Annotated in this window: 13 protein-coding genes; 11 read left to right on the forward strand and 2 right to left on the reverse strand. The window is 68.2% G+C overall.

What is annotated here, in order from left to right; all coding sequences use genetic code 11:
- Positions 1–8: 8 nt before the first annotated feature.
- From G6N61_RS10060 to G6N61_RS10070, 3 genes are read left to right on the forward strand one after another with little or no spacing between them, the layout of a single operon-like run.
- Positions 9–689 (forward strand): MspA family porin, encoded by a 681-nt coding sequence (locus tag G6N61_RS10060; protein WP_163918391.1) that lies wholly within the window; start codon positions 9–11, stop codon positions 687–689.
- Positions 690–729: 40 nt separating this feature from the next.
- Positions 730–1410: an MspA family porin gene (locus G6N61_RS10065; RefSeq protein ID WP_163918392.1), complete on the forward strand. Its 681-nt coding sequence runs from the start codon at positions 730–732 to the stop codon at positions 1408–1410.
- A 6-nt stretch (positions 1411–1416) separates the two neighbouring features.
- Entirely contained in the window at positions 1417–2148 is a 732-nt protein-coding gene (locus G6N61_RS10070) for a hypothetical protein (RefSeq protein ID WP_163918393.1), read from the forward strand.
- A 2-nt stretch (positions 2149–2150) separates the two neighbouring features.
- Here the strand turns inward: G6N61_RS10070 and mbtM are convergent, their stop codons facing one another.
- Complete coding sequence (mbtM, locus tag G6N61_RS10075; protein ID WP_163918394.1) at positions 2151–3731, reverse strand: long-chain-fatty acid--ACP ligase MbtM; 1581 nt, start codon at positions 3729–3731, stop codon at positions 2151–2153.
- Between the two features lie 221 nt (positions 3732–3952).
- Between mbtM and G6N61_RS10080 the strand changes: the two genes are divergently transcribed.
- The 6 genes from G6N61_RS10080 (at position 3953) to G6N61_RS10105 (ending at position 13018) form a co-directional block, all read left to right on the forward strand.
- Entirely contained in the window at positions 3953–4798 is an 846-nt protein-coding gene (locus G6N61_RS10080; protein WP_163918395.1) for a siderophore-interacting protein, read from the forward strand.
- A gap of 54 nt (positions 4799–4852) precedes the next feature.
- Complete coding sequence (locus G6N61_RS10085; protein WP_163918396.1) at positions 4853–5824, forward strand: aldo/keto reductase; 972 nt, start codon at positions 4853–4855, stop codon at positions 5822–5824.
- Between the two features lie 103 nt (positions 5825–5927).
- Positions 5928–8210: a maltose alpha-D-glucosyltransferase gene (treS, locus tag G6N61_RS10090; protein ID WP_163918397.1), complete on the forward strand. Its 2283-nt coding sequence runs from the start codon at positions 5928–5930 to the stop codon at positions 8208–8210.
- Positions 8211–8337: 127 nt separating this feature from the next.
- The gene (locus G6N61_RS10095) at positions 8338–8697 is read left to right on the forward strand and encodes an STAS domain-containing protein (protein WP_235887472.1); all 360 of its coding nucleotides are present in this window, start codon (positions 8338–8340) and stop codon (positions 8695–8697) included.
- A gap of 87 nt (positions 8698–8784) precedes the next feature.
- Positions 8785–9246 (forward strand): ATP-binding protein, encoded by a 462-nt coding sequence (locus G6N61_RS10100; protein WP_163918399.1) that lies wholly within the window; start codon positions 8785–8787, stop codon positions 9244–9246.
- 478 nt (positions 9247–9724) lie between these two features.
- On the forward strand, positions 9725–13018 hold the full coding sequence (locus G6N61_RS10105; RefSeq protein WP_163918400.1) for an ATP-binding protein: 3294 nt from the start codon (positions 9725–9727) through the stop codon (positions 13016–13018).
- Here the strand turns inward: G6N61_RS10105 and G6N61_RS10110 are convergent.
- Positions 12975–13658 (reverse strand): hemerythrin domain-containing protein, encoded by a 684-nt coding sequence (locus tag G6N61_RS10110; RefSeq protein WP_163918401.1) that lies wholly within the window; start codon positions 13656–13658, stop codon positions 12975–12977. The genes G6N61_RS10105 and G6N61_RS10110 overlap by 44 nt on opposite strands.
- Before the next feature lie 172 nt (positions 13659–13830).
- On the opposite strand from G6N61_RS10110, the gene G6N61_RS10115 reads away from it, so the two are divergent.
- On the forward strand, positions 13831–15294 hold the full coding sequence (locus G6N61_RS10115) for an MFS transporter (protein WP_163918402.1): 1464 nt from the start codon (positions 13831–13833) through the stop codon (positions 15292–15294).
- 198 nt (positions 15295–15492) lie between these two features.
- On the forward strand, positions 15493–18366 hold the full coding sequence (locus tag G6N61_RS10120; RefSeq protein WP_163918403.1) for an MMPL/RND family transporter: 2874 nt from the start codon (positions 15493–15495) through the stop codon (positions 18364–18366).
- Positions 18367–18403: the final 37 nt, after the last annotated feature.

Genomic DNA, 18403 nt, shown 5'->3' on the forward strand with positions numbered 1-18403 from the left:
ACGACCCCATGCTCACTCGCTTCGCCACTCTGGCTGCCATCGGCGTACTGGCAACCGCCGGCACCACGCCCCTCGCGTTCGCGGAGCCAGCACCGCCGCCTCCCAACGATCCCGCCATCGTGCCGGTGTCCAATCCGCTGCCGCCAGAGGGCGCCGTACCGTCCGCCGCTCCCGGCATCCTCGACACTCCCGACGGCTGGCACATCGAGGTCTCCGGCAGCAACGAGACCCAGCTGCCGGTAGCACCCCTGACCACGGCCATCTCCTCACGCGAGTACCTGATCGCCGGTACGTTCACCGGAAAGATCACCGGCAGCGGCAAGACCAAGCTCGCCGGTGGCACGCTGGAGGCCGGTGAGCAGATCGGTTGCGGCATCATCTCCGACGAGGTCGAGATCAACCCCGGCGCCAGCATCAACCCGGGCATCAGCGCCATCGGCCTGCCGAGCGTCAGCGCCGGCGTGAGCCTGCAGGGCAAGGTCTACCTCAAGCCCGGCACCGTCACGACCGTCGCGATCGACAAGAAGTCGTTCAAGGGCACCACGGCACGCGTGTCCATCACCGGCGTGCGCATCAAGACCGACCAGTGCGCGGGACAGTCCTTCATCCGCTCGTACGCGACGATGACCTCGTCGACGGAGAACACCGACGACGTCATCACCTACATCGGCGTCACCAAAGCCGTCTGACCGGCCGTCCGACTCACCTCACCGAGAACGAAAGAGCACAATGAATCGCTTTGCCACGGTGGCCGCCACGCTCGTCGCCATCCCCTTCGCCGTCTCGTCCCCGCTCGCATTCGCCGAGCCCCCCGTCGACCCGGTGGGCAACCCGGGCCCCCCGCCGGACACCGGTGTCGTCGCCTCGGCCCCTCCCGGAGTCGTCACCACGCCCGACGGCTGGACGCTCACCGTCACCGCCTCCAACGAGACCCAGCTCCCGATCGCGCCACTCACCACCGCGGTGTCGTCCCGTGAATACCTCGTCGGCGGCACCTTCACCGGCACCGTCACCGGCGAGGGCAGCACCACGCTCAGCGGCGGCAACATGGAGAGCGGCTACCAGATCGGCTGCGGCATCGAACTCGGCCAGGTCCGCCTGATCGGTCAGGCCGGCATCGGCCTCGGCGGCTTGAGCTTTCCCGCCGGCGGTCCCGTCTTCGCGCCGGCGCTGTCGTTCCCGGTCTCGGGCACCATCGAGATCCACGCCAAGCCCGGCACGGTGCAGCAGGTCGCCGTCAACAAGAAGTCCTACAAGGCCGCTCCGGTGCGCGTCACCATCAAGGACACTCACATCAAGGTCGACGGGTGCGTTGGTCAGTCGTTCCTGCGGTCCTACGCGACGCTCACCAGCTCGACCACCGACACCGATGACATCGTCGCCTACTACGGCGTGACGAAGTCGGTCTAGGCAATCATGGCGTCACGCAACGACATCGGGGCCCTGACTCCGCGTAGGGCCGTCGGTGTCGCCGTCGGCGCCGCACTGGTCGGCGCGGCGGTCGTCTTCCCGGCGACCGCCGTCGCCGAACCGGTACCGCTACCTCCCCCGGCACCGGTCGACTCGGCCGCGCCGCCACCCCCGGGCCCGGGGGTTCCTCCCCCACCACCGGGGCCCACCGTTCCCGTGCTCGGTCAACCGTTGACCAACGGCTTGGGCGTGCTGGGCCAGACCGGTCAGCCCGGCGTACCCGGCGGGCTCGGCGCACCGGCGATGGCGGGGCTGGACCGCAGCAGCGTGCTGGGCCTGAACCCCACGCCGCTGCCGCCCGGCGCAGGGCCGGGCGTCGTGCCCAACCTCAACGTCTTCAACAACGCATACGGCCTGCCGCAGAACGAAGTTCCGGCCGCACCCGGTCAGGGCCAGCAGTTCGACGTGGCCCCGGGCCAGGAGAACGCCGACGTGGGCAAGCGCGAGTGGCTCGGACGCTACATCGACCTGTACCGCGACGGACGGCTCAAGGGCGGGTTCCTCGGCCAGATGCCCAAGGAGCAACTGGGCCAACCGCTGCCGGGCACCGCGCCGCCGCCGGGGACCGTCATCTCACCGGGACTCGTGCAGAACCTGCCGCCCGCCCCTGGCGACGGCACACCGCCGCCGCCTCCCGGGCTGATCCTTCCGCCGCCGCCACCCCCGCCGGCCGGCTGACGTCAGCGCCGGCCGTCCTCCAGGTCGCGCCGCACCTCGAGTCGGCGCAGCTTGCCCGACGACGTGCGCGGTAGCGAGCCGGGCCGGACGAACGTGACATCGGCTGGCATGACGCCACAAACGGACGCCACCAGACGCATGAGGTCGGCCCGTGCGCCGGCCTCGTCGGGTCCGCGAAACTCGGCCACGACGGCGAGCCCGGGTCGAATCGACCGTTCGCCGATGCCGACCGCGACCACCGCACCCTCGCGAACCCCGGGAACCGTGGCCGCCACCCGCTCGACCTCGGCGGGGAAGACGTTGCGCCCGGCCACGGTGATGATCTCCTTGGCGCGGCCGCACACGACGAGGCCGCCGTCGGTGAAGTAGCCCAGATCGCCGGTGGGGAACCAGGACTCGGGGTCGCGAGGCGTTTGTCCGACGTAGCCGCTCATCATCGACGAGCCGCGGATGAGGATGTCGCCGATCTCGCGGTCGTGGTGTTCGGCCCCGATGCCCTCTCGGGGTTCGATCCGCACCGACATCCCCGGTATCGCCTCGCCCAGCACGGCGTGCCGCCGCGACGAGGTGCCGCCGTCGGCCGTCCGAATCGGCGTCTCGTCGACCCGCATGCCGACGCCGGGTACGGGTACCGTTACGGCACAGGTTGATTCGGCCAAGCCGTAGGATGGCGACAGGGCGCCCTCGGAGAACCCGAACCGGGCCATCTCGGCGGCGAACCGTTGGGTGAGCTCCACGTCGACGGGTTCGCCACCGTTGAGGGCGAAGCGCAGCGGGCTCAGATCCACGTCGGTCACCCGTCGTGAGTACTTCCCGATCAGGCCGTAGGCCATGTTCGGCGCCGCCGTGATGGTCCCGCGGCTCTCGGTCAGCCAGGTGAGCCACCGGAACGGCGACGCTTGGAACGCCGCCGTGGGGGCCTGCCACACGTCGGTACCGCCGAGCGCGCCCGACAGCAGGAAACTGAGGCCCATGTCGTGGTAGAGCGGGAGCCACGAACACCCGACGTCGGCCGGGGTCACGCCGATGCGCGCGTTGAGCCCGTCGAGGTTGGCCAGCACCGCCTCCGGCGAGAGTCGCACCGTCCGAGGGGTTCCCGTGGATCCGGCGGTGCCTTGCAGGATTGCGGTGGCAGCCGGGCCACTCGGCGCGACGAACGCGGTGCTGCGCGACGTGGACGCGACGTCGGTCAATGCGTCGACGGGTAGCGGCCCGCCTGCTGCGGCGAGACCGTCGAAGTGCGTGCCGTTGCTCAGCACCCGCCGCACGCCGATGCCGTCGAATCGCGCCAGAGTCGACTGGGCCCACTGGGCGGCGTCGGCCCCGCGGATCGGGCCCGGCAGGATCGACACCGCCGCGTCGGCGAGGAACGCCCCGAATATCGCCGCGATGAACTCCACCGTGGGTTCACCGACCAGACCCACCGCGTCGACGTCGGCGTCGAGCAGACGCTCGGCCACGTTCTCGGCGCGCTCAAGCACCTCCGGCCACGGATGGTGTTGCCACACACCCTCGGTGAGGACGACGAGGTGGTTGTCGCTGGTGCGCAGCCGGTCGGCCAGTGCCGACGCAAGCGGGTTCATGCCGTCACCAACATGGCGACGAGGCTATCCCGGGAGACTTCGCCGGCGCCCGTCGACCGGGGTGACGATCGTCGGGCCCGCTGGCCACTGCGACCCCGGTAACGTGCCGTCCATGGAGTGATTCTCGCCAACGCGAGTCCGGAGTCCGAGCGCACGCTGCGAAGGTACCTGGCGAATTAGCGGAGGTGTTAGTTACCGGGGCCCGCGTAGCCTCGCCCCCGATGACCTACACCCTTGCCATCGTCGTCGCGGTCGCTCAGGTGACCTCGAGGATCCGGCGCATCACACTCGAGGTCGGCGATCCCGCCGCGCTGCGCCTGCGACCCGAGGGCGATGCGGCCGTTGGGGTGTACTTCGACCCGGCCCCGTTCGATCCCGATCGGTCCGACCCCATGTCGCCCAACCCCGGCCGTAACTACACGGTGCGCCGCCATCTCGTCGACGGGGCGAGGGAGCGGATCGACCTCGACGTCCTCGTGCACTGCCACGGGATCGGCTCGACGTGGGCCGCCACGACGACGGTCGGCGCGACGGTGGGCCTCGATCACGCTCGCTCCTGGTATCAGCCCGGTGTCGCCGACTGGCAACTGCTGGTGGCCGACCTGTCCGGGCTGCCCGCCGCGGCACGCATCGTCGAGCAACTGCCCGCCGGAGCGTCGGTCACCGCGCTGGTCGAGGTGCTCGACGACGACGATCTGGACTATCTACCCGTCCGTCCCGGCGTCACAGTGATACCGACCGTCGGCACGGGTAACGGACGGGGTCCCAGCCGCCTCGCCGAGCTGGTCCGCACGTGGCCGCACCCAGACGGGGCGGGGTACTGCTGGTTCGGTGGCGAGGCCGCCGAATCCCGTGCGGTGCGGAAGCACTTTCGCGGACTGGGCTGGACGGTGGATCAGCTCGACGTGACCGGGTATTGGAGGTCCGGCAGCGAGGTGTGGGACGCGAAGTTCGCCCGCTCCGGCGACGAGGCCGTGGCCGCCTACTCCCGGGCACTGGCCGACGGCAAGGGCGCCAAGGTGGCGGCGGAGGAATTCGACGAAGCGCTCGAGCGGGCCGGGCTGTGACCGTGCGACCCGCCCGTCCGTCACGATTGCCCGCGGGTCACTACGGTTGACCCCGTGAAGTTTCTCGAGTTCGACGGAGTGGGTCGGGTCAGCCGTATCGGTCTTGGCACCTGGCAGTTCGGCTCGCGCGAATGGGGCTACGGCGACCAGTACGCCACCGGCGCCGCACGCGACATCGTGACGCGCGCCCGCGCGCTCGGCGTGACCCTCTTCGACACCGCCGAGGTCTACGGCCTCGGCAAGAGCGAGCGCATCCTTGGCGATGCCCTCGGCGACGAGCGCGCTGAGGTCGCCGTGGCCAGCAAGATCATGCCCGTCGCACCTATCCCGGCCATCGTGAAGCAGCGCGCCAGGGCCAGTGCCAAGAGATTGCAGCTGACGCGCATCCCGCTCTACCAGATTCATCAATCGAATCCGTTGGTGCCCGATTCGGTGATCATGCCGGGGATGCGCGATCTGCTCGACGACGGCGTCATCGGCGCGGTGGGCGTCTCGAACTACTCGCTGGCGCGCTGGCAGAAGGCCGATGCCGCACTGGGCCGGCCGGTGATCAGCAATCAGGTGCACTTCTCGCTGGCGCATCCCGGCGCCTTGGACGACCTCGTCCCGTTCGCCGAACGGGAGAATCGGATGGTCATTGCCTACAGCCCGCTCGCCCAGGGACTGCTCGGCGGTAAGTACGGGCCGGACAACCGGCCCGGCGGTGTGCGCGCCCTCAATCCCCTGTTCGGGACCGAGAACTTGCGTCGCGTCGAGCCGCTGCTGGACACGCTCCGCGACGTGGCCGCCGACGTCGACGCCAAACCGGCGCAGGTGGCGCTCGCCTGGCTGATCAGCCTGCCGGGCGTCGTCGCCATCCCCGGCGCCTCGAGCGTCGAGCAACTGGAGTTCAACGTCGCGGCGGCCGACGTGGAACTCACCCCCGCCGCCCGGGACGCGTTGACCGACGCAGCCCGTGGGTTTCAACCGGTCTCGACGGGCGAATACGTCACCGAGCTGGTCAAGGAGAAGCTCGGCCGCGGCTGACTGTTTCAACAGCGCGCCAAGCTGGCAATACTGCGACGGACACCAGTCCGGAGGACTGATCGATCATCGGTCCGGGCAGCCAACTACTTCGTGAAGGGCATACATGTCTCAGGCGGCCGAGTCGGAACACGACGATCAAGGCACCGAGGATCACATCACCGAAGACCAGGGCACCGAAGACCAGGGCAACGAGCCGAGTGAAGTCACCTTCGACGAGTACCTCCACCCTGCGCGTCCGCGCGCGCTGCGGTACCGGCCCCGCGTCAAGGCTCCCTTCACCCGCCGATCCGTCACGCAGGACGGTCCGGCGACGGGTGACAATAAGGCCTACGTCTCCTGGCTGCTGAGCCAGTCGATGCTGGCGGATGCGAACGAGATCAGCCAGCAGTTCTCCGGCCAGGGCTCGATGTGGCAGAACCCGTATGCGAATCCCAGTCCGCGTGGCGCCGTGGAGACCGCCTCGGTGTGGTTCACCGCCTACCCGCTGTCGCTGATCACGCGCCCGAACGAATCGTTCCTCCACGCCATGGCCGACGAGGACATGTGGCAGGCGTTCTCCGACATCGGGATCGAGGCCATCCACACCGGTCCTGTGAAGCGGGCTGGCGGCATCTCCGGCTGGGAGACGACGCCCAGCGTCGACGGTCACTTCGACCGGATCAGCACGCAGATCGATCCGGCGTTCGGCACCGAGGACGAGTTCCGCAAGATGTGCGGCACCGCCAACTGGTACGGCGGCACCATCATCGACGACATCGTGCCCGGCCACACGGGCAAGGGCGCCGACTTCCGGCTTGCCGAACTGAAGTACGCCGACTACCCCGGCATCTATCACATGGTCGACATCGACCCCCGGGACTGGGAGCACCTGCCCGACGTCCCGCCCGGTGTCGACTCGGTCAACATCGACGCCGCCACCGAGGAGTGGCTCGACAAGGCCGGCTACATCATCGGGCGGCTGCAGCGGGTGATCTTCTACGCCGAGGGCGTCAAGGAGACCAACTGGAGCGTGACCCGTCCCGTGGTCGGCGTCGACGGCGTCGAACGCCGCTGGGTGTACCTGCACTACTTCAAGGACGGTCAGCCGTCGATCAACTGGCTCGACCCTTCCTTCGCGGGCATGCGGCTGGTCATCGGTGACGCACTGCACTCGCTGACGGACCTGGGCACCGGCGGACTGCGCCTGGACGCCAACGGCTTCCTGGGCGCGGAGAAGACCGCTGCCGAGGACGGCGTGGGTTGGTCGGAGGGGCATCCGCTGTCCGAGGCCGCGAACCACCTGATCGCCAGTATGGTGCGCAAGGTCGGCGGGTTCACCTTCCAGGAACTCAACCTGACGATCGACGACATCCGCGAGATCGGCGAGGCCGGGGCGGACCTGTCCTATGACTTCGTCAATCGCCCCGCCTACCAGCACGCCTTGGCGACCGCGGACACCGAGTTCCTCCGGTTGACGCTGCGCACGACGCTCGAGCTGAACGTGGACCCGGCCTCGCTGGTGCATGCGCTGCAGAACCACGACGAACTGACCTACGAACTCGTGCACTGGTCGACCGGTCACCGCGACGACATCTACACGTACAAGGGCGAGGAGATCACCGGCGAGGCCCTCGGCGAGACCGTCCGGTCCGATCTCGCCACTCGTCTGACCGGCGAGAACGGCCCTTACAACCTGGTCTTCACCACCAACGGCATCGCATGCACCACCGCGACGGTCATCGCGGCGACCCTGGGCATCACCGACCTCGACGAGATCTCCGACATCGATCGCATCCGCCGGGCTCACCTACTGCTGGCGATGTTCAACGCATTGCAACCGGGCGTCTTCGCCCTGTCGGGGTGGGACCTGTGCGGGATGCTCACGCTGCCCGCGAGTGACGTGGCAGAGCTGCTGCGCGGCGGCGATACCCGGTGGATTCACCGGGCGGCACACGACCTGATGGGGGTCAACCCGACCGCCACCCAGTCGAGTGCGGGCATGCCGCGAGGCAGGAGCCTGTACGGCTCGATTCCCGAGCAGCTCGAAGACGACGCCAGCTTCTTGCGCCAACTGCAGGCCATCCTGCGGGTCCGCTCGCACTACGGCATCGCGACGAGCCGTCAGATCGACATTCCCGAGGTGTCGCATCGCGGGATGCTGGTGCTGGTGCACCAGCTCGCCGACGAGGGTCGCTATCAGCTCACCGTGCTGAACTTCGCCAACGAAGAGGTCGCGGGCACCGTTCGATCGGACGAGATCCCCGCCGGTGGCCTGGTGTCGGACATGTTCACCGGCAAGCCGCTGGCAACGGTGGACGACCTGCACAGCTTCGCCGTGGAGATGCCCCCGCACCACGGCATGTCGCTTCTCGTCGAGGCGCCGTCTGCCGACGACGGGTCCGCCTGAGCAACCCGCACCGGCGACGGGGTCGGAGTCAGATGGCATGATTCAGGCTTGAGGGTGCAGAACGCCGCCCGCCAGGTTCTCTCGGTTCTTCGGAACCATGACAGCTGATTGGCAGCAAGGTGGCGACGTGAACTCTGCGCAACCGCGCGGTATCGAACTGACCATTCTGGACGTCGATGGAGCCCGCGTCCTCGACGTACGCGGGGTGGTCGACCTCTTGTCCGCACCCGCATTCCGCGAGCACGTCGAGGCCGCCCTGGCCGAGGCACCTCGGGCGTTGCTGATCGATCTCACCGACGTCGACTTCTTCGCGTCGGTGGGTCTCGAAGTACTCGTCAGTGCGCACCGGTCCGCGCCCCCGACCACCCAGGTGGCCGTGGTCGCCGATGGGCCCGCTACGAGCAGGCCGATCCGCATCACGGGTGTCGATCAGATCGTGGCGCTGTACCCGACGTTGCAGCAGGCCGTCGATGGCATCGGGCACTAGGAGCATCGGGCACTGGAACGGTCCGATTTGGTCACACCTGTTCGACGGGGGATACAACTCCGTTCGTTTGGGTAACCAAACCTCATCATGTCTTCGTCAACGATTGAACGCCCGGTCGGCGCAGGCCTCGCCCGTCGGGGCAACGCCGATGCCGAGACCGTCGCGGAGTTCCGCAATGCCGTGGACGAGTGGATCGACGAGACGATCACCGTGACCGCCGAACGTCGTTCCGACATCCTCCTCGCGACCGACGAGGCGCTCTCCAACTGCGCCGATCACGCATACCGTGAGCACGGTGATTTGGGGACGATGGCAATCGAGGTGACCCACCGGCGCGAGGACGCGACCGTCGTGGTCTGCGTCCGAGACTATGGCGCGTGGACGGCACCCGAGTCGCGCACCGCCGCGGCACTGCGTGGTCGGGGCATCGTATTGATGAACGCACTGGCCGATGACGTCTCCATTGACGGACGCGATGACGGCACCACGGTCAGTCTGCGCTTCTCGGCGTGCCGGGCGAAGCCCCGTCGTCTGCGCGAAGTTGCATAGCAGTTCATCTTTGGTTAAGTGGCTTTCTTCTCCGATAGCAATTCCTGCCTGCAACAAGCTGTCGGAAATGTCACATCAGCAAAACAAACTATTTCCCTGATTCGGATGGACGCCGGTCGGCGGCTTGGGTAACGTTCCTGCCCATGCGGAACAAGGGGTCCAAGTACGCGCTCGAGGCGAAGCAGAGTTCGCTGGACGCCGCGAATGCGATGTTGGACGCCGAACTCGCCTCACGGTGCGAGTGCGGACACCGGCACCCCGAGCATGGTCTGTCAGGCCCATGCCACGGATGTCACTGCTGCATCGACGACGACGATCGCAGTGACCATGTGTACGAGCGCTGCCGGTGTACGGCCTTCGTGCTCGCCGGTGACGTCGCAGTCGAAGCGGCCTCGCTGATACACGTCGGGTAGCGGCTGCCCACGCGCGTCCGGCCTGGCGCCCGCCGGGCGGCCTGACTGCTTATCCTGTGTCGGCAATGAGCGCGATCCGGATCACCTTGTTCGGGCCTCTGACCGTGCACGTCGATCACCGCCCGGTCGATCTGAGGGGCCCGCAGCCACGTGCCGTCCTGGCCCGCCTCGCGCTGGCCGGTGGCGAGGTGGTCTCGACCGATCGACTCATCGACGACATCTGGGCAGGCGAGCCGCCACCGAAGGCGTTGGGCGGACTCCAAGTTCACGTGTCCCATCTCCGCCGGGCGCTGGAGCCGAGGCGTGAACGCCGGGCACCTGCGCGAACTCTGGTGAGTGCGCCGCCGGGGTATGCCCTGCGCCTGCCCGTCGACGCGGTCGACACCTGGCGGTTCGAGGCGCTGCTGCGTCAGGCCGCAGCCATCGGCGACCCGACGGCTCGTGCCCGCCTGCTGCGCGAGGCGCTGAACTGCTCCGCGGCGCCGGTGCTTCCCGAGTTCACCGACGCCGCTTGGGCGGCAACGGAGTCGACGCGCCTCGCCGACCTGCGAGCCACCGTTCTCGAGCAGTACGCCGCCATCGGCATGGACCTCGGCTGGCATGCCACGCTCATCCCCGAACTCGAACGGCACCTCGCCGCCGATCCGCTCCGCGAAGAGGCGGTCCGGCTACTCGCAATCGCCCTGTACCGCGCCGGCCGTCAACGTGACGCCCTGGCGCAGTTGCGCGCCGCGCGTGCTCGCCTGGCCGACGAGTTGGGGGTCGACCCCGGCCCAGCGCTCCGAGCGCTAGAGGCCGACATCCTGGCGCACGCCGATGCGCTGCTCGCGCCGACGATGGTGACGCCTCGCGCCTCGGTCGCGCCGACGGCGGCGAACCCGCCTGCGACGGGAGCCCGGACTCGCGCCACAGCGCTCGGGCGGTCTGCCGAGCTGGCCCGGATCGACGCCGCCGCCCGAACGGTGGCGGCCGACGGCCTGCGCACGGTCTGGATCGGCGCCGACGCCGGCGTGGGCAAGACGACGCTCACCGAGGTTGCGGCTCAACGTCTTCGGGCATCCGGCTGGTCGGTTGCCCGTGGCCGGTGTCCCGAGGTGGATGGGGCTCCCCCGGCCTGGGCATGGTCGGAAGTCTTCAGTTCCCTTGGCCGATCGGCGCCCGCGATCGGATCGGCGTTCGAGCTGGCAGCCGCCGTCGGTGACCGGTTGCGAGACGTGACCGCCGATGCCCCACTGCTCGTGGTCCTCGACGACCTGCACCGCGCCGACGGAGCGACACTGCAGCTGCTGCGCACGCTGGCCCTCGACCTCGCCGACCATCCGATACTCGTCCTCGGCGCCCACCGCAGCGCCGAGTCAGGACCCGACCTGGCGGCCACGTGGGCAGCGTTGGCGGCCGTCACCGTCGAGCGCATCGAACTCGGCGGTCTGAGCCGCGATGGAGTGCTCGCGCTCATCGGTGAACACGCGCCGGGCTTCGAGCACGATCGCGACGTCGTGGACACGCTGACCGCGCGCACCGGCGGCAATCCACTGTTCGTCACCGAGTTCGCCCGCCTAATGTCCTCGGAGGGTCGATCCGCTGCCGCCACCGCGGTACCGGCGGGGGTCGCAGACGTCCTGCGCCGCAGATTGACTCGGTTGCCGGGCCCGGCGCGCACGGTTCTGCAGCAGGCTGCCGTGCTCGGCCGGGAGGCCGACGTCGACCTGCTGATCCGCATCGCGCAGCGCGACGAGGACGAGGTGCTCGACGGGCTCGAGGCCGCCGTCCTCGCCGGCCTACTCGACGAGCCGGATCCCACTCGCGTCAGGTTCACGCACGCACTCGTCCGCGACACGCTCTACGACGACACCCCGCGGCTGCGCCGGGCCCGTTGGCACGCAGCGGCATTGCGAGAACTGCGCACTGCACCCGACCCCGACGTCGCGGCGCTGGCCCATCACGCACTCGCCGCGGCGACCCCCGCCACGGCGGCCGATGCCGCAGCCCTCGCCGCGCGGGCCGCCTCGCAGGCGATGGAACTCAATGCGCCCGGCGAAGCCATGCACCTGGCGGAGTCGGCGGTTCGGACGGCCGACCTCGCAGCGGGCGCCGTTTCCGTCGGGGACACGGTGCGGATGCTCGTCGAACTCACGCGTGCGGCAGCGCAGTCGGGCGCCGCGGCGCGGGCACGTCCCGCCCGTTCGCGCGCAGTGGCGCTGGCCGCGGAGTCCGGCGACGACGACCTCCTGCTCGCCGCCCTCACTGCCTACCGCGCCCCCATCTCGTGGACGGTGCGCGGTTTCGGCACCGACGACACCGACGTCGAACAGCCGCTTCGCCGCGCGCTGGCAGAGCATCCGAAGGCCGACCCGGTGACCCGGGTCTGGCTGCTGGTGGCCTTGATCTTCGAGATCGAGAACGAGGCAGCCGGCGGTGACCTGAGCGAGGCCTTCGCACTGGCCGACGAGGCAGTGGCGGTGGCGCGCAGCACCGGTGACGCCACCGCGACGTGCGCCGCGCTCAACGCTGCCGCCTACCTGTCCCTGGGCCCCGACCGCGCCGATGAACGCGATGACCTCGTCGGCGAACTGCTCTGCGTGGCGCGCGAGAACGACCTGCTCGGCTACGAGGCGCTGGCGCACTGGTTCCTCTTCCTGTGTGCGTCCGCGCGCACCGACCTGACCGCGGCCATCCACCAGGCGGACCTCGCCGTCGAGAAGTCCACGATCGGTCAGCTCGCCGCGCTCGTCCAGGTGGTCGAGATCTACCAGGCCGTGCTGTGCGTACTCGCCGGCCGCTACGACGACGCCGCCACGCGCTACCGCCAGGCCGCCCAACGGCTCGCCGCGACCGGGATGGCCAGCGCCGCCGAGATCGCGGTGGTGTTCGAGGTCGTCCTCGCCTTTCATCGTGACGAGATGGCGAGCCTGACCGATGCGATGACCGCACTGCACGACGTACACCCCGACGCGATGAACGAGGTGTTCGTGCTCGCGCTGATGGCCGCGGGCCGTGTGGACGAGGCCCGTTCGCGCTGGGCGACGCGAACGCCGGTGCGCCGCAACTACTATTGGCTTGCGCGGATGGCGCTGTATGCGCGCGCCGCCGTAGCGGTCGGCGACCTCAAGGAGTGTGCGAAGGCCTACGCCGAACTCGCCCCCTGGGCCGGCCGCGTGGCCGGCATCGACTCGGGGTCGGTCGCGTTCGGGATCGTCGACGACGCCCTGGCCCTGCTCGCCGATGCGCTCGGTCGAGCGAGTGACGCCGAACGCCACCGCGGCGACGCCGAGACGGTGCGGGTGCGCCTGGCGGCTGACCTCGACCGCGTCGGCGTCACCCCCAGATCGCCTTCTCCATCCGGCGGTACCGCGGCGTGAGTAGGAACAGCATGACGCCGATCACCGGTCCGGCGTCGCGCTTCAGTGCGCTGAGTTCGTCGGCGGACACGGCCGCCGCGATTCGCGGCAGCTCGAACGACATGTTGGCTCCCCTGCGAATTCGGGTCTCGACGTCTTGCCAGTCGGAGACCGACAGGTAGCGCCGGATGACCGGAAGGGTGTCGCGCTCTTCCTCGGCGATGTGCTCGGCCAACGTGTTCCGCACGTCGACCAGACGGCCGGCCACGACGGCTGCGCTGCGCCGCGATGGCGAGGCCCCGAACTTCCGAACCGTCTCGGCGAGCCCGTCGAGTTTCGGGACGAGCGCTTCGTGGTCTTCGGTGAGCGCGGTGAGGTCGACGTGCGCACCGGCTCGCAGTTCGATGACCGGCCACAGGATGTCGTCCTCGGCACGGTGATGGTGGTGGATGGAGTCGACCATCGACTCGAGGTAGCGCACCACGGCTCGGACACGGCGACGGGTGATGTCGACGCCCCCGTCGGCCATCGCCATGGTGACGCCGATGGTTCGGTCGAGGTCGCGCAGCATCACCCTGTGCGCGATCTGCATGCCGAGGACGTTCGGGGTGTCGGCGGACTCGGCGGTGGCGGGATCGGTGGTGGCGGGATCGGTGTTCATGGCGTGGCTCCTGGTCGGGGTGGCGGATGGTGACGCCGCCCACGGTGCCCTCGTCCACTTGCGATGGACTTGGCAGCGACTTGGCGGGTCAGGGTTGCGGACCCAGGTGTGGTTTGAATCACGACCGGGCGTGGCATCCCCGGCGGCAGACGCCACACCTTGGGAGGTCGGCATGGCTTCTGGAGTCGAACTCGGTCGGATCGAGACCGACATTCCCGCGCGCATGGACCGGTTGCCGTGGTCGAGGTTCCACTGGCTCGTCGTCATCGGTCTGGGCACCGTGTGGATCCTCGACGGACTGGAAGTCACGATCGTCGGCTCGATGTCCGACGCCCTCAAGTCCTCCGACACCGGGCTCGGTCTGAGCAGTTCCCAGATCGGGCTGGCCGGTGCGGTGTACGTCGCGGGTGCGTGCGTGGGCGCGCTGTTCTTCGGACAGCTGACCGACCGCTTCGGCCGCAAGAAGCTGTTCCTGATCACCCTCGGCGTGTACATCTTCGCGACGGTGCTGACTGCCTTCTCGATGAACCCGATGTGGTACTTCGCCGCGCGCTTCCTCACCGGTGCCGGCATCGGTGGTGAATATGCGGCGATCAACTCCGCCATCGACGAGTTGATCCCCGCCGAGTACCGCGGCCGCATCGACGTCGTGATCAACGGCTCGTTCTGGATCGGCGCGGCGGGCGGTGCGCTGCTGACGATTCCGCTGCTGGACCCGACGGTCATCGATGCCGAATGGGGCTGGCGGGTGGCATTCGGGCTCGGCGCGATCCTCGGCATCGGCGTGCTGATCGTGCGCCGTCACGTGCCGGAGAGTCCGCGATGGTTGTTCATCCACGGCCGGCAGGACGAGGGCGAGGACATCGTCCGGGGCATCGAGGACGCCATCGTCGACGAGACGGGCCGTCCACTGCCGGAGGCGACGGAGTCCATCACCATCCGCCAGCGCAAGACGATCGGCATCGGCCTCATCGCCAAGACGGTGTTCACGATGTATCCACGACGGACGATTCTGTGCTTCGCCCTGTTCGTCGGCCAGGCGTTCCTCTACAACGCCTTCTACTTCACCTACGGCGACACGTTGTCCACGTTCTTCGGCATCGAGCAAACCGGTTACTACATCGCGATCTTCGCGGCGAGCAACTTCATCGGCGCGCTGGCGCTCAGCCCGCTCTTCGACACCGTCGGCCGGGTGCGCATGATCGCGGGCACCTACATCGTGTCCGGTCTCCTGCTCGCCGTCGTCGGGCTCTTCCTCGGCTCGCTGACGGCGGTCACCCTCACGCTGTGCGGCGCAATCATCTTCTTCTTCGCCTCCGCAGGCGCCAGCTCGGCGTACCTGACCGTCAGCGAGATCTTTCCGATGGAGACGCGAGCGCTGTGCATCGCGTTCTTCTACGCCATCGGCACCGCCGTCGGCGGCATCACCGGACCGTTGCTGTTCGGCGTGCTCATCGAGAACGCATCCGGAAGCGGCGACATCACCGGCATCGCCCCGGGTTACTTCCTCGGCGGGGCGTTGATGGTCATCGCGGGCCTGGTCGAGGTGTTCCTCGGCGTGGATGCGGAGGGGCAGAGCCTCGAGTCGATCGCCCGTCCACTCACGGCCGAAGACGAGGCACCTGCGCCGGCGTAGTCCCGCCGCACCTGCGTAAACCGGTGTGCGCGTTGAGCTGTAACCGCGGTCACATACCGGCTGCCCATGTGCTCGGCATCATCGAGTACGAGCTTGCGCGCGATGTGTTTAGCCGTACTATTTAAAAAGCCGAGCCGCCCCCGACCGCCGCGCCGGCTCCGATCGGCCACGCCGATTCCACGCGACGAACGGTGAACGATGACACGCGCCACCCCGACGTCCGGCCACCCGGCGCGGCCGTTCATCCCACGGATCATTCGGACACTGGCCGTCCCGATCATCCTGGGTTGGATCGCGATCATCGCGGTCCTCAACGTCGTGGTGCCCCAACTCGAAGAGGTCGGCAAGATGCGGTCGGTGTCGATGACACCGGAGTCGGCACCCTCGATGATCGCGATGAAGCGGGTCGGGCAGGTCTTCGGGGAGTTCGATTCGAACAGCTCGGCCATGGTCGTGCTGGAAGGCCAAGAGCCGCTGGGCGACTCGGCACACCAGTACTACGACCAGATCGTCGCCAAGCTCGTGGCCGACGACCGGCACGTCGAGCACGTGCAGGACATGTGGAGCGATCCCCTCACGGCATCGGGATCGCAGAGTTCCGACGGCAAGTCCGCCTACGTACAGATCTACCTGCGCGGCAATCAGGGCGAGACGCTGGCCAACGAATCGGTCGAGGCGGTACAAGACATCGTCGCCGGTGTTCCCGCGCCACCTGGCATCACGGCCTACGTCACCGGGGCGGGCGCGCTGGCCGCCGATCAGACCACCGCGGGCGACCAGAGCATGCGCCTCATCGAGGCCGTCACGTTCACGGTCATCATCGTGATGCTGCTACTGGTCTACCGGTCGATCGTCACCGTGCTGATCACGCTCGCCATGGTGGTGCTCTCGCTGACCGCAACCCGAGGCGTGGTCGCCTTCCTCGGATTCCACGACGTCATCGGCCTGTCCACGTTCGCGACCAACCTGCTCGTAACGCTGGCAATCGCGGCCGCGACCGACTACGCCATCTTCCTGATCGGGCGATATCAGGAGGCCCGAGGGATGGGCGAAGACCGGGAACAGGCCTACTACACCATGTTTCACGGCACCGCCCACGTGGTGCTCGGGTCGGGTCTGACCATTGCCGGCGCGACGTTCTGCCTGCACTTCACGAACCTGCCGTACTTCAACACCATGGGCATCCCGCTGGCCATCGGCATGGTGACCTGCGTGCTGACCGCGCTCACCATCGGCCCGGCAGTCGTCGCCGTGGCCAGCCGATTCGGCAAGACTCTCGAACCGAAGCGCGCCCTGCGCACCCGCGGGTGGCGCAAGGTCGGCGCAGCGGTCACGCGGTGGCCCGGCCCGATCCTCGTCGCCACCGTCGCGCTCGCCCTCATCGGCCTGCTGGTGCTGCCGGGGTACCGGACCAACTACAACGACCGCAACTACCTGCCCGCGGACATGCCGGCCAACGCGGGCTACGCGGCCGCCGAACGGCATTTCTCCCCCGCCCGCATGAATCCCGAACTGCTGCTGGTCGAAACGGACCGGGACCTGCGCAACTCCGCCGACTTCCTGGTGATCGACAAGATCGCCAAGGCCGTGGTGAAGGTGCAGGGCGTCGGCCAGGTGCAGGCGATCACCCGCCCCGAGGGCAAGCCACTCGAGCACTCCACGATTCCGTTTCAAATCAGCATGCAGAGCACGACGCAGACGCTCAACGAGAAGTACAACGCCGACCGCTCGGCCGACATGCTCAAACAGGCCGCCGACATGGACAAGACGATCGGCACGCTCGAGAAGATGTCGGCCCTGACCGCCCAAATGGCCGACGTCACACACGAAATGGTCGCCAAGACCAAGGACATGACCGTCGACATCGCCGAACTGCGCGACAACATCGCCAACTTCGACGACTTCTTCCGGCCCATCCGCAACTACTTCTACTGGGAACCGCACTGCTACGACATCCCGGTCTGCTGGTCGATCCGCTCGGTCTTCGACACCCTCGACGGCATCAATACGATGAGCGACGACATCCAGTTGCTGGTACCGGAACTGGAGAAACTGGACGCGCTGATGCCGCAACTGGTGGCCCTGATGCCGGAGCAGATCTCGACTATGAAGTCGATGAAGACCATGATGCTCACGCAGTACGCCACCCAGAAGGGCATGCAGGATCAGCAGGCCGAGGGGTCGGAGAACGCCACCGCGATGGGCGAGGCGTTCGACGCCGCGCGCAATGACGACTCGTTCTATCTACCGCCGGAGATCTTCGACAACGCCGACTTCAAGCGCGGCATGAAGAACTTCATCTCGCCTGACGGAAAGTCCGTGCGCTTCATCGTGTCCCACGAGGGCGACCCGCTGACGCCCGAGGGCATCGCCCGCATCGACGCGATCAAGCTGGCCGCCAAGGAGGCGATCAAGGGCACGCCGTTCGAAGGATCGAAGGTCTACCTGGCCGGTAGCGCGGCGACGTTCAAGGACATGTCCGACGGCGCGAACTACGACCTCGTCATCGCGGGGATCGCCGCCCTGGCGCTGATCTTCATCATCATGCTGATCATCACCCGTGCGGTCGTGGCGTCTGCGGTCATCGTGGCCACCGTCGCGATCTCGCTAGGGGCGTCGCTCGGAATGTCGGTGCTCATCTGGCAGCACCTGATCGGCATCGAGCTGCACTGGATGGTTCTGCCGATGTCGCTCATCATCCTGTTGGCGGTCGGCGCCGACTACAACCTGCTGCTGGTGGCACGGTTCAAGGAGGAGATCCACGCCGGTCTGCACACCGGCATGATCCGGTCCATGGGTGGCACCGGCTCGGTCGTCACGTCGGCAGGCCTGGTGTTCGCGTTCACGATGATGTCGATGGCCGTCAGCTCGCTCACGGTCATCGGGCAGGTCGGCACCACCATCGGACTCGGACTGCTCTTCGACACCCTGGTGGTCCGGTCCCTGATGATGCCGTCCATCGCGGCACTGCTCGGGCGCTGGTTCTGGTGGCCGAAGATCGTCCGCTCCAGACCACGACCCTCCCCGTGGCCCGCGCCGCCCCGCAACGATGCGGAGCCTGCAGTCCCCTGATCGTGGCGTCGACTCCGTCGTGACGCCGTAGTCTCCT

Origin of the sequence: Mycolicibacterium arabiense, assembly GCF_010731815.2 — a bacterium.
GTDB classification, from domain to species: Bacteria; Actinomycetota; Actinomycetes; order Mycobacteriales; family Mycobacteriaceae; genus Mycobacterium; species Mycobacterium arabiense.

Bases quoted from the DNA above. Each gene is read 5' to 3' on its own strand.
- G6N61_RS10060 (WP_163918391.1), top strand. From the start codon at position 9: ATGCTCACTCGCTTCGCCACTCTGGCTGCCATCGGCGTACTGGCAACC.
- G6N61_RS10065 (WP_163918392.1), top strand. From the start codon at position 730: ATGAATCGCTTTGCCACGGTGGCCGCCACGCTCGTCGCCATCCCCTTC.
- G6N61_RS10070 (WP_163918393.1), top strand. From the start codon at position 1,417: ATGGCGTCACGCAACGACATCGGGGCCCTGACTCCGCGTAGGGCCGTC.
- mbtM (WP_163918394.1), bottom strand. From the start codon at position 3,731: ATGAACCCGCTTGCGTCGGCACTGGCCGACCGGCTGCGCACCAGCGAC.
- G6N61_RS10080 (WP_163918395.1), top strand. From the start codon at position 3,953: ATGACCTACACCCTTGCCATCGTCGTCGCGGTCGCTCAGGTGACCTCG.
- treS (WP_163918397.1), top strand. From the start codon at position 5,928: ATGTCTCAGGCGGCCGAGTCGGAACACGACGATCAAGGCACCGAGGAT.
- G6N61_RS10100 (WP_163918399.1), top strand. From the start codon at position 8,785: ATGTCTTCGTCAACGATTGAACGCCCGGTCGGCGCAGGCCTCGCCCGT.
- G6N61_RS10105 (WP_163918400.1), top strand. From the start codon at position 9,725: ATGAGCGCGATCCGGATCACCTTGTTCGGGCCTCTGACCGTGCACGTC.
- G6N61_RS10110 (WP_163918401.1), bottom strand. From the start codon at position 13,658: ATGAACACCGATCCCGCCACCACCGATCCCGCCACCGCCGAGTCCGCC.
- G6N61_RS10115 (WP_163918402.1), top strand. From the start codon at position 13,831: ATGGCTTCTGGAGTCGAACTCGGTCGGATCGAGACCGACATTCCCGCG.
- G6N61_RS10120 (WP_163918403.1), top strand. From the start codon at position 15,493: ATGACACGCGCCACCCCGACGTCCGGCCACCCGGCGCGGCCGTTCATC.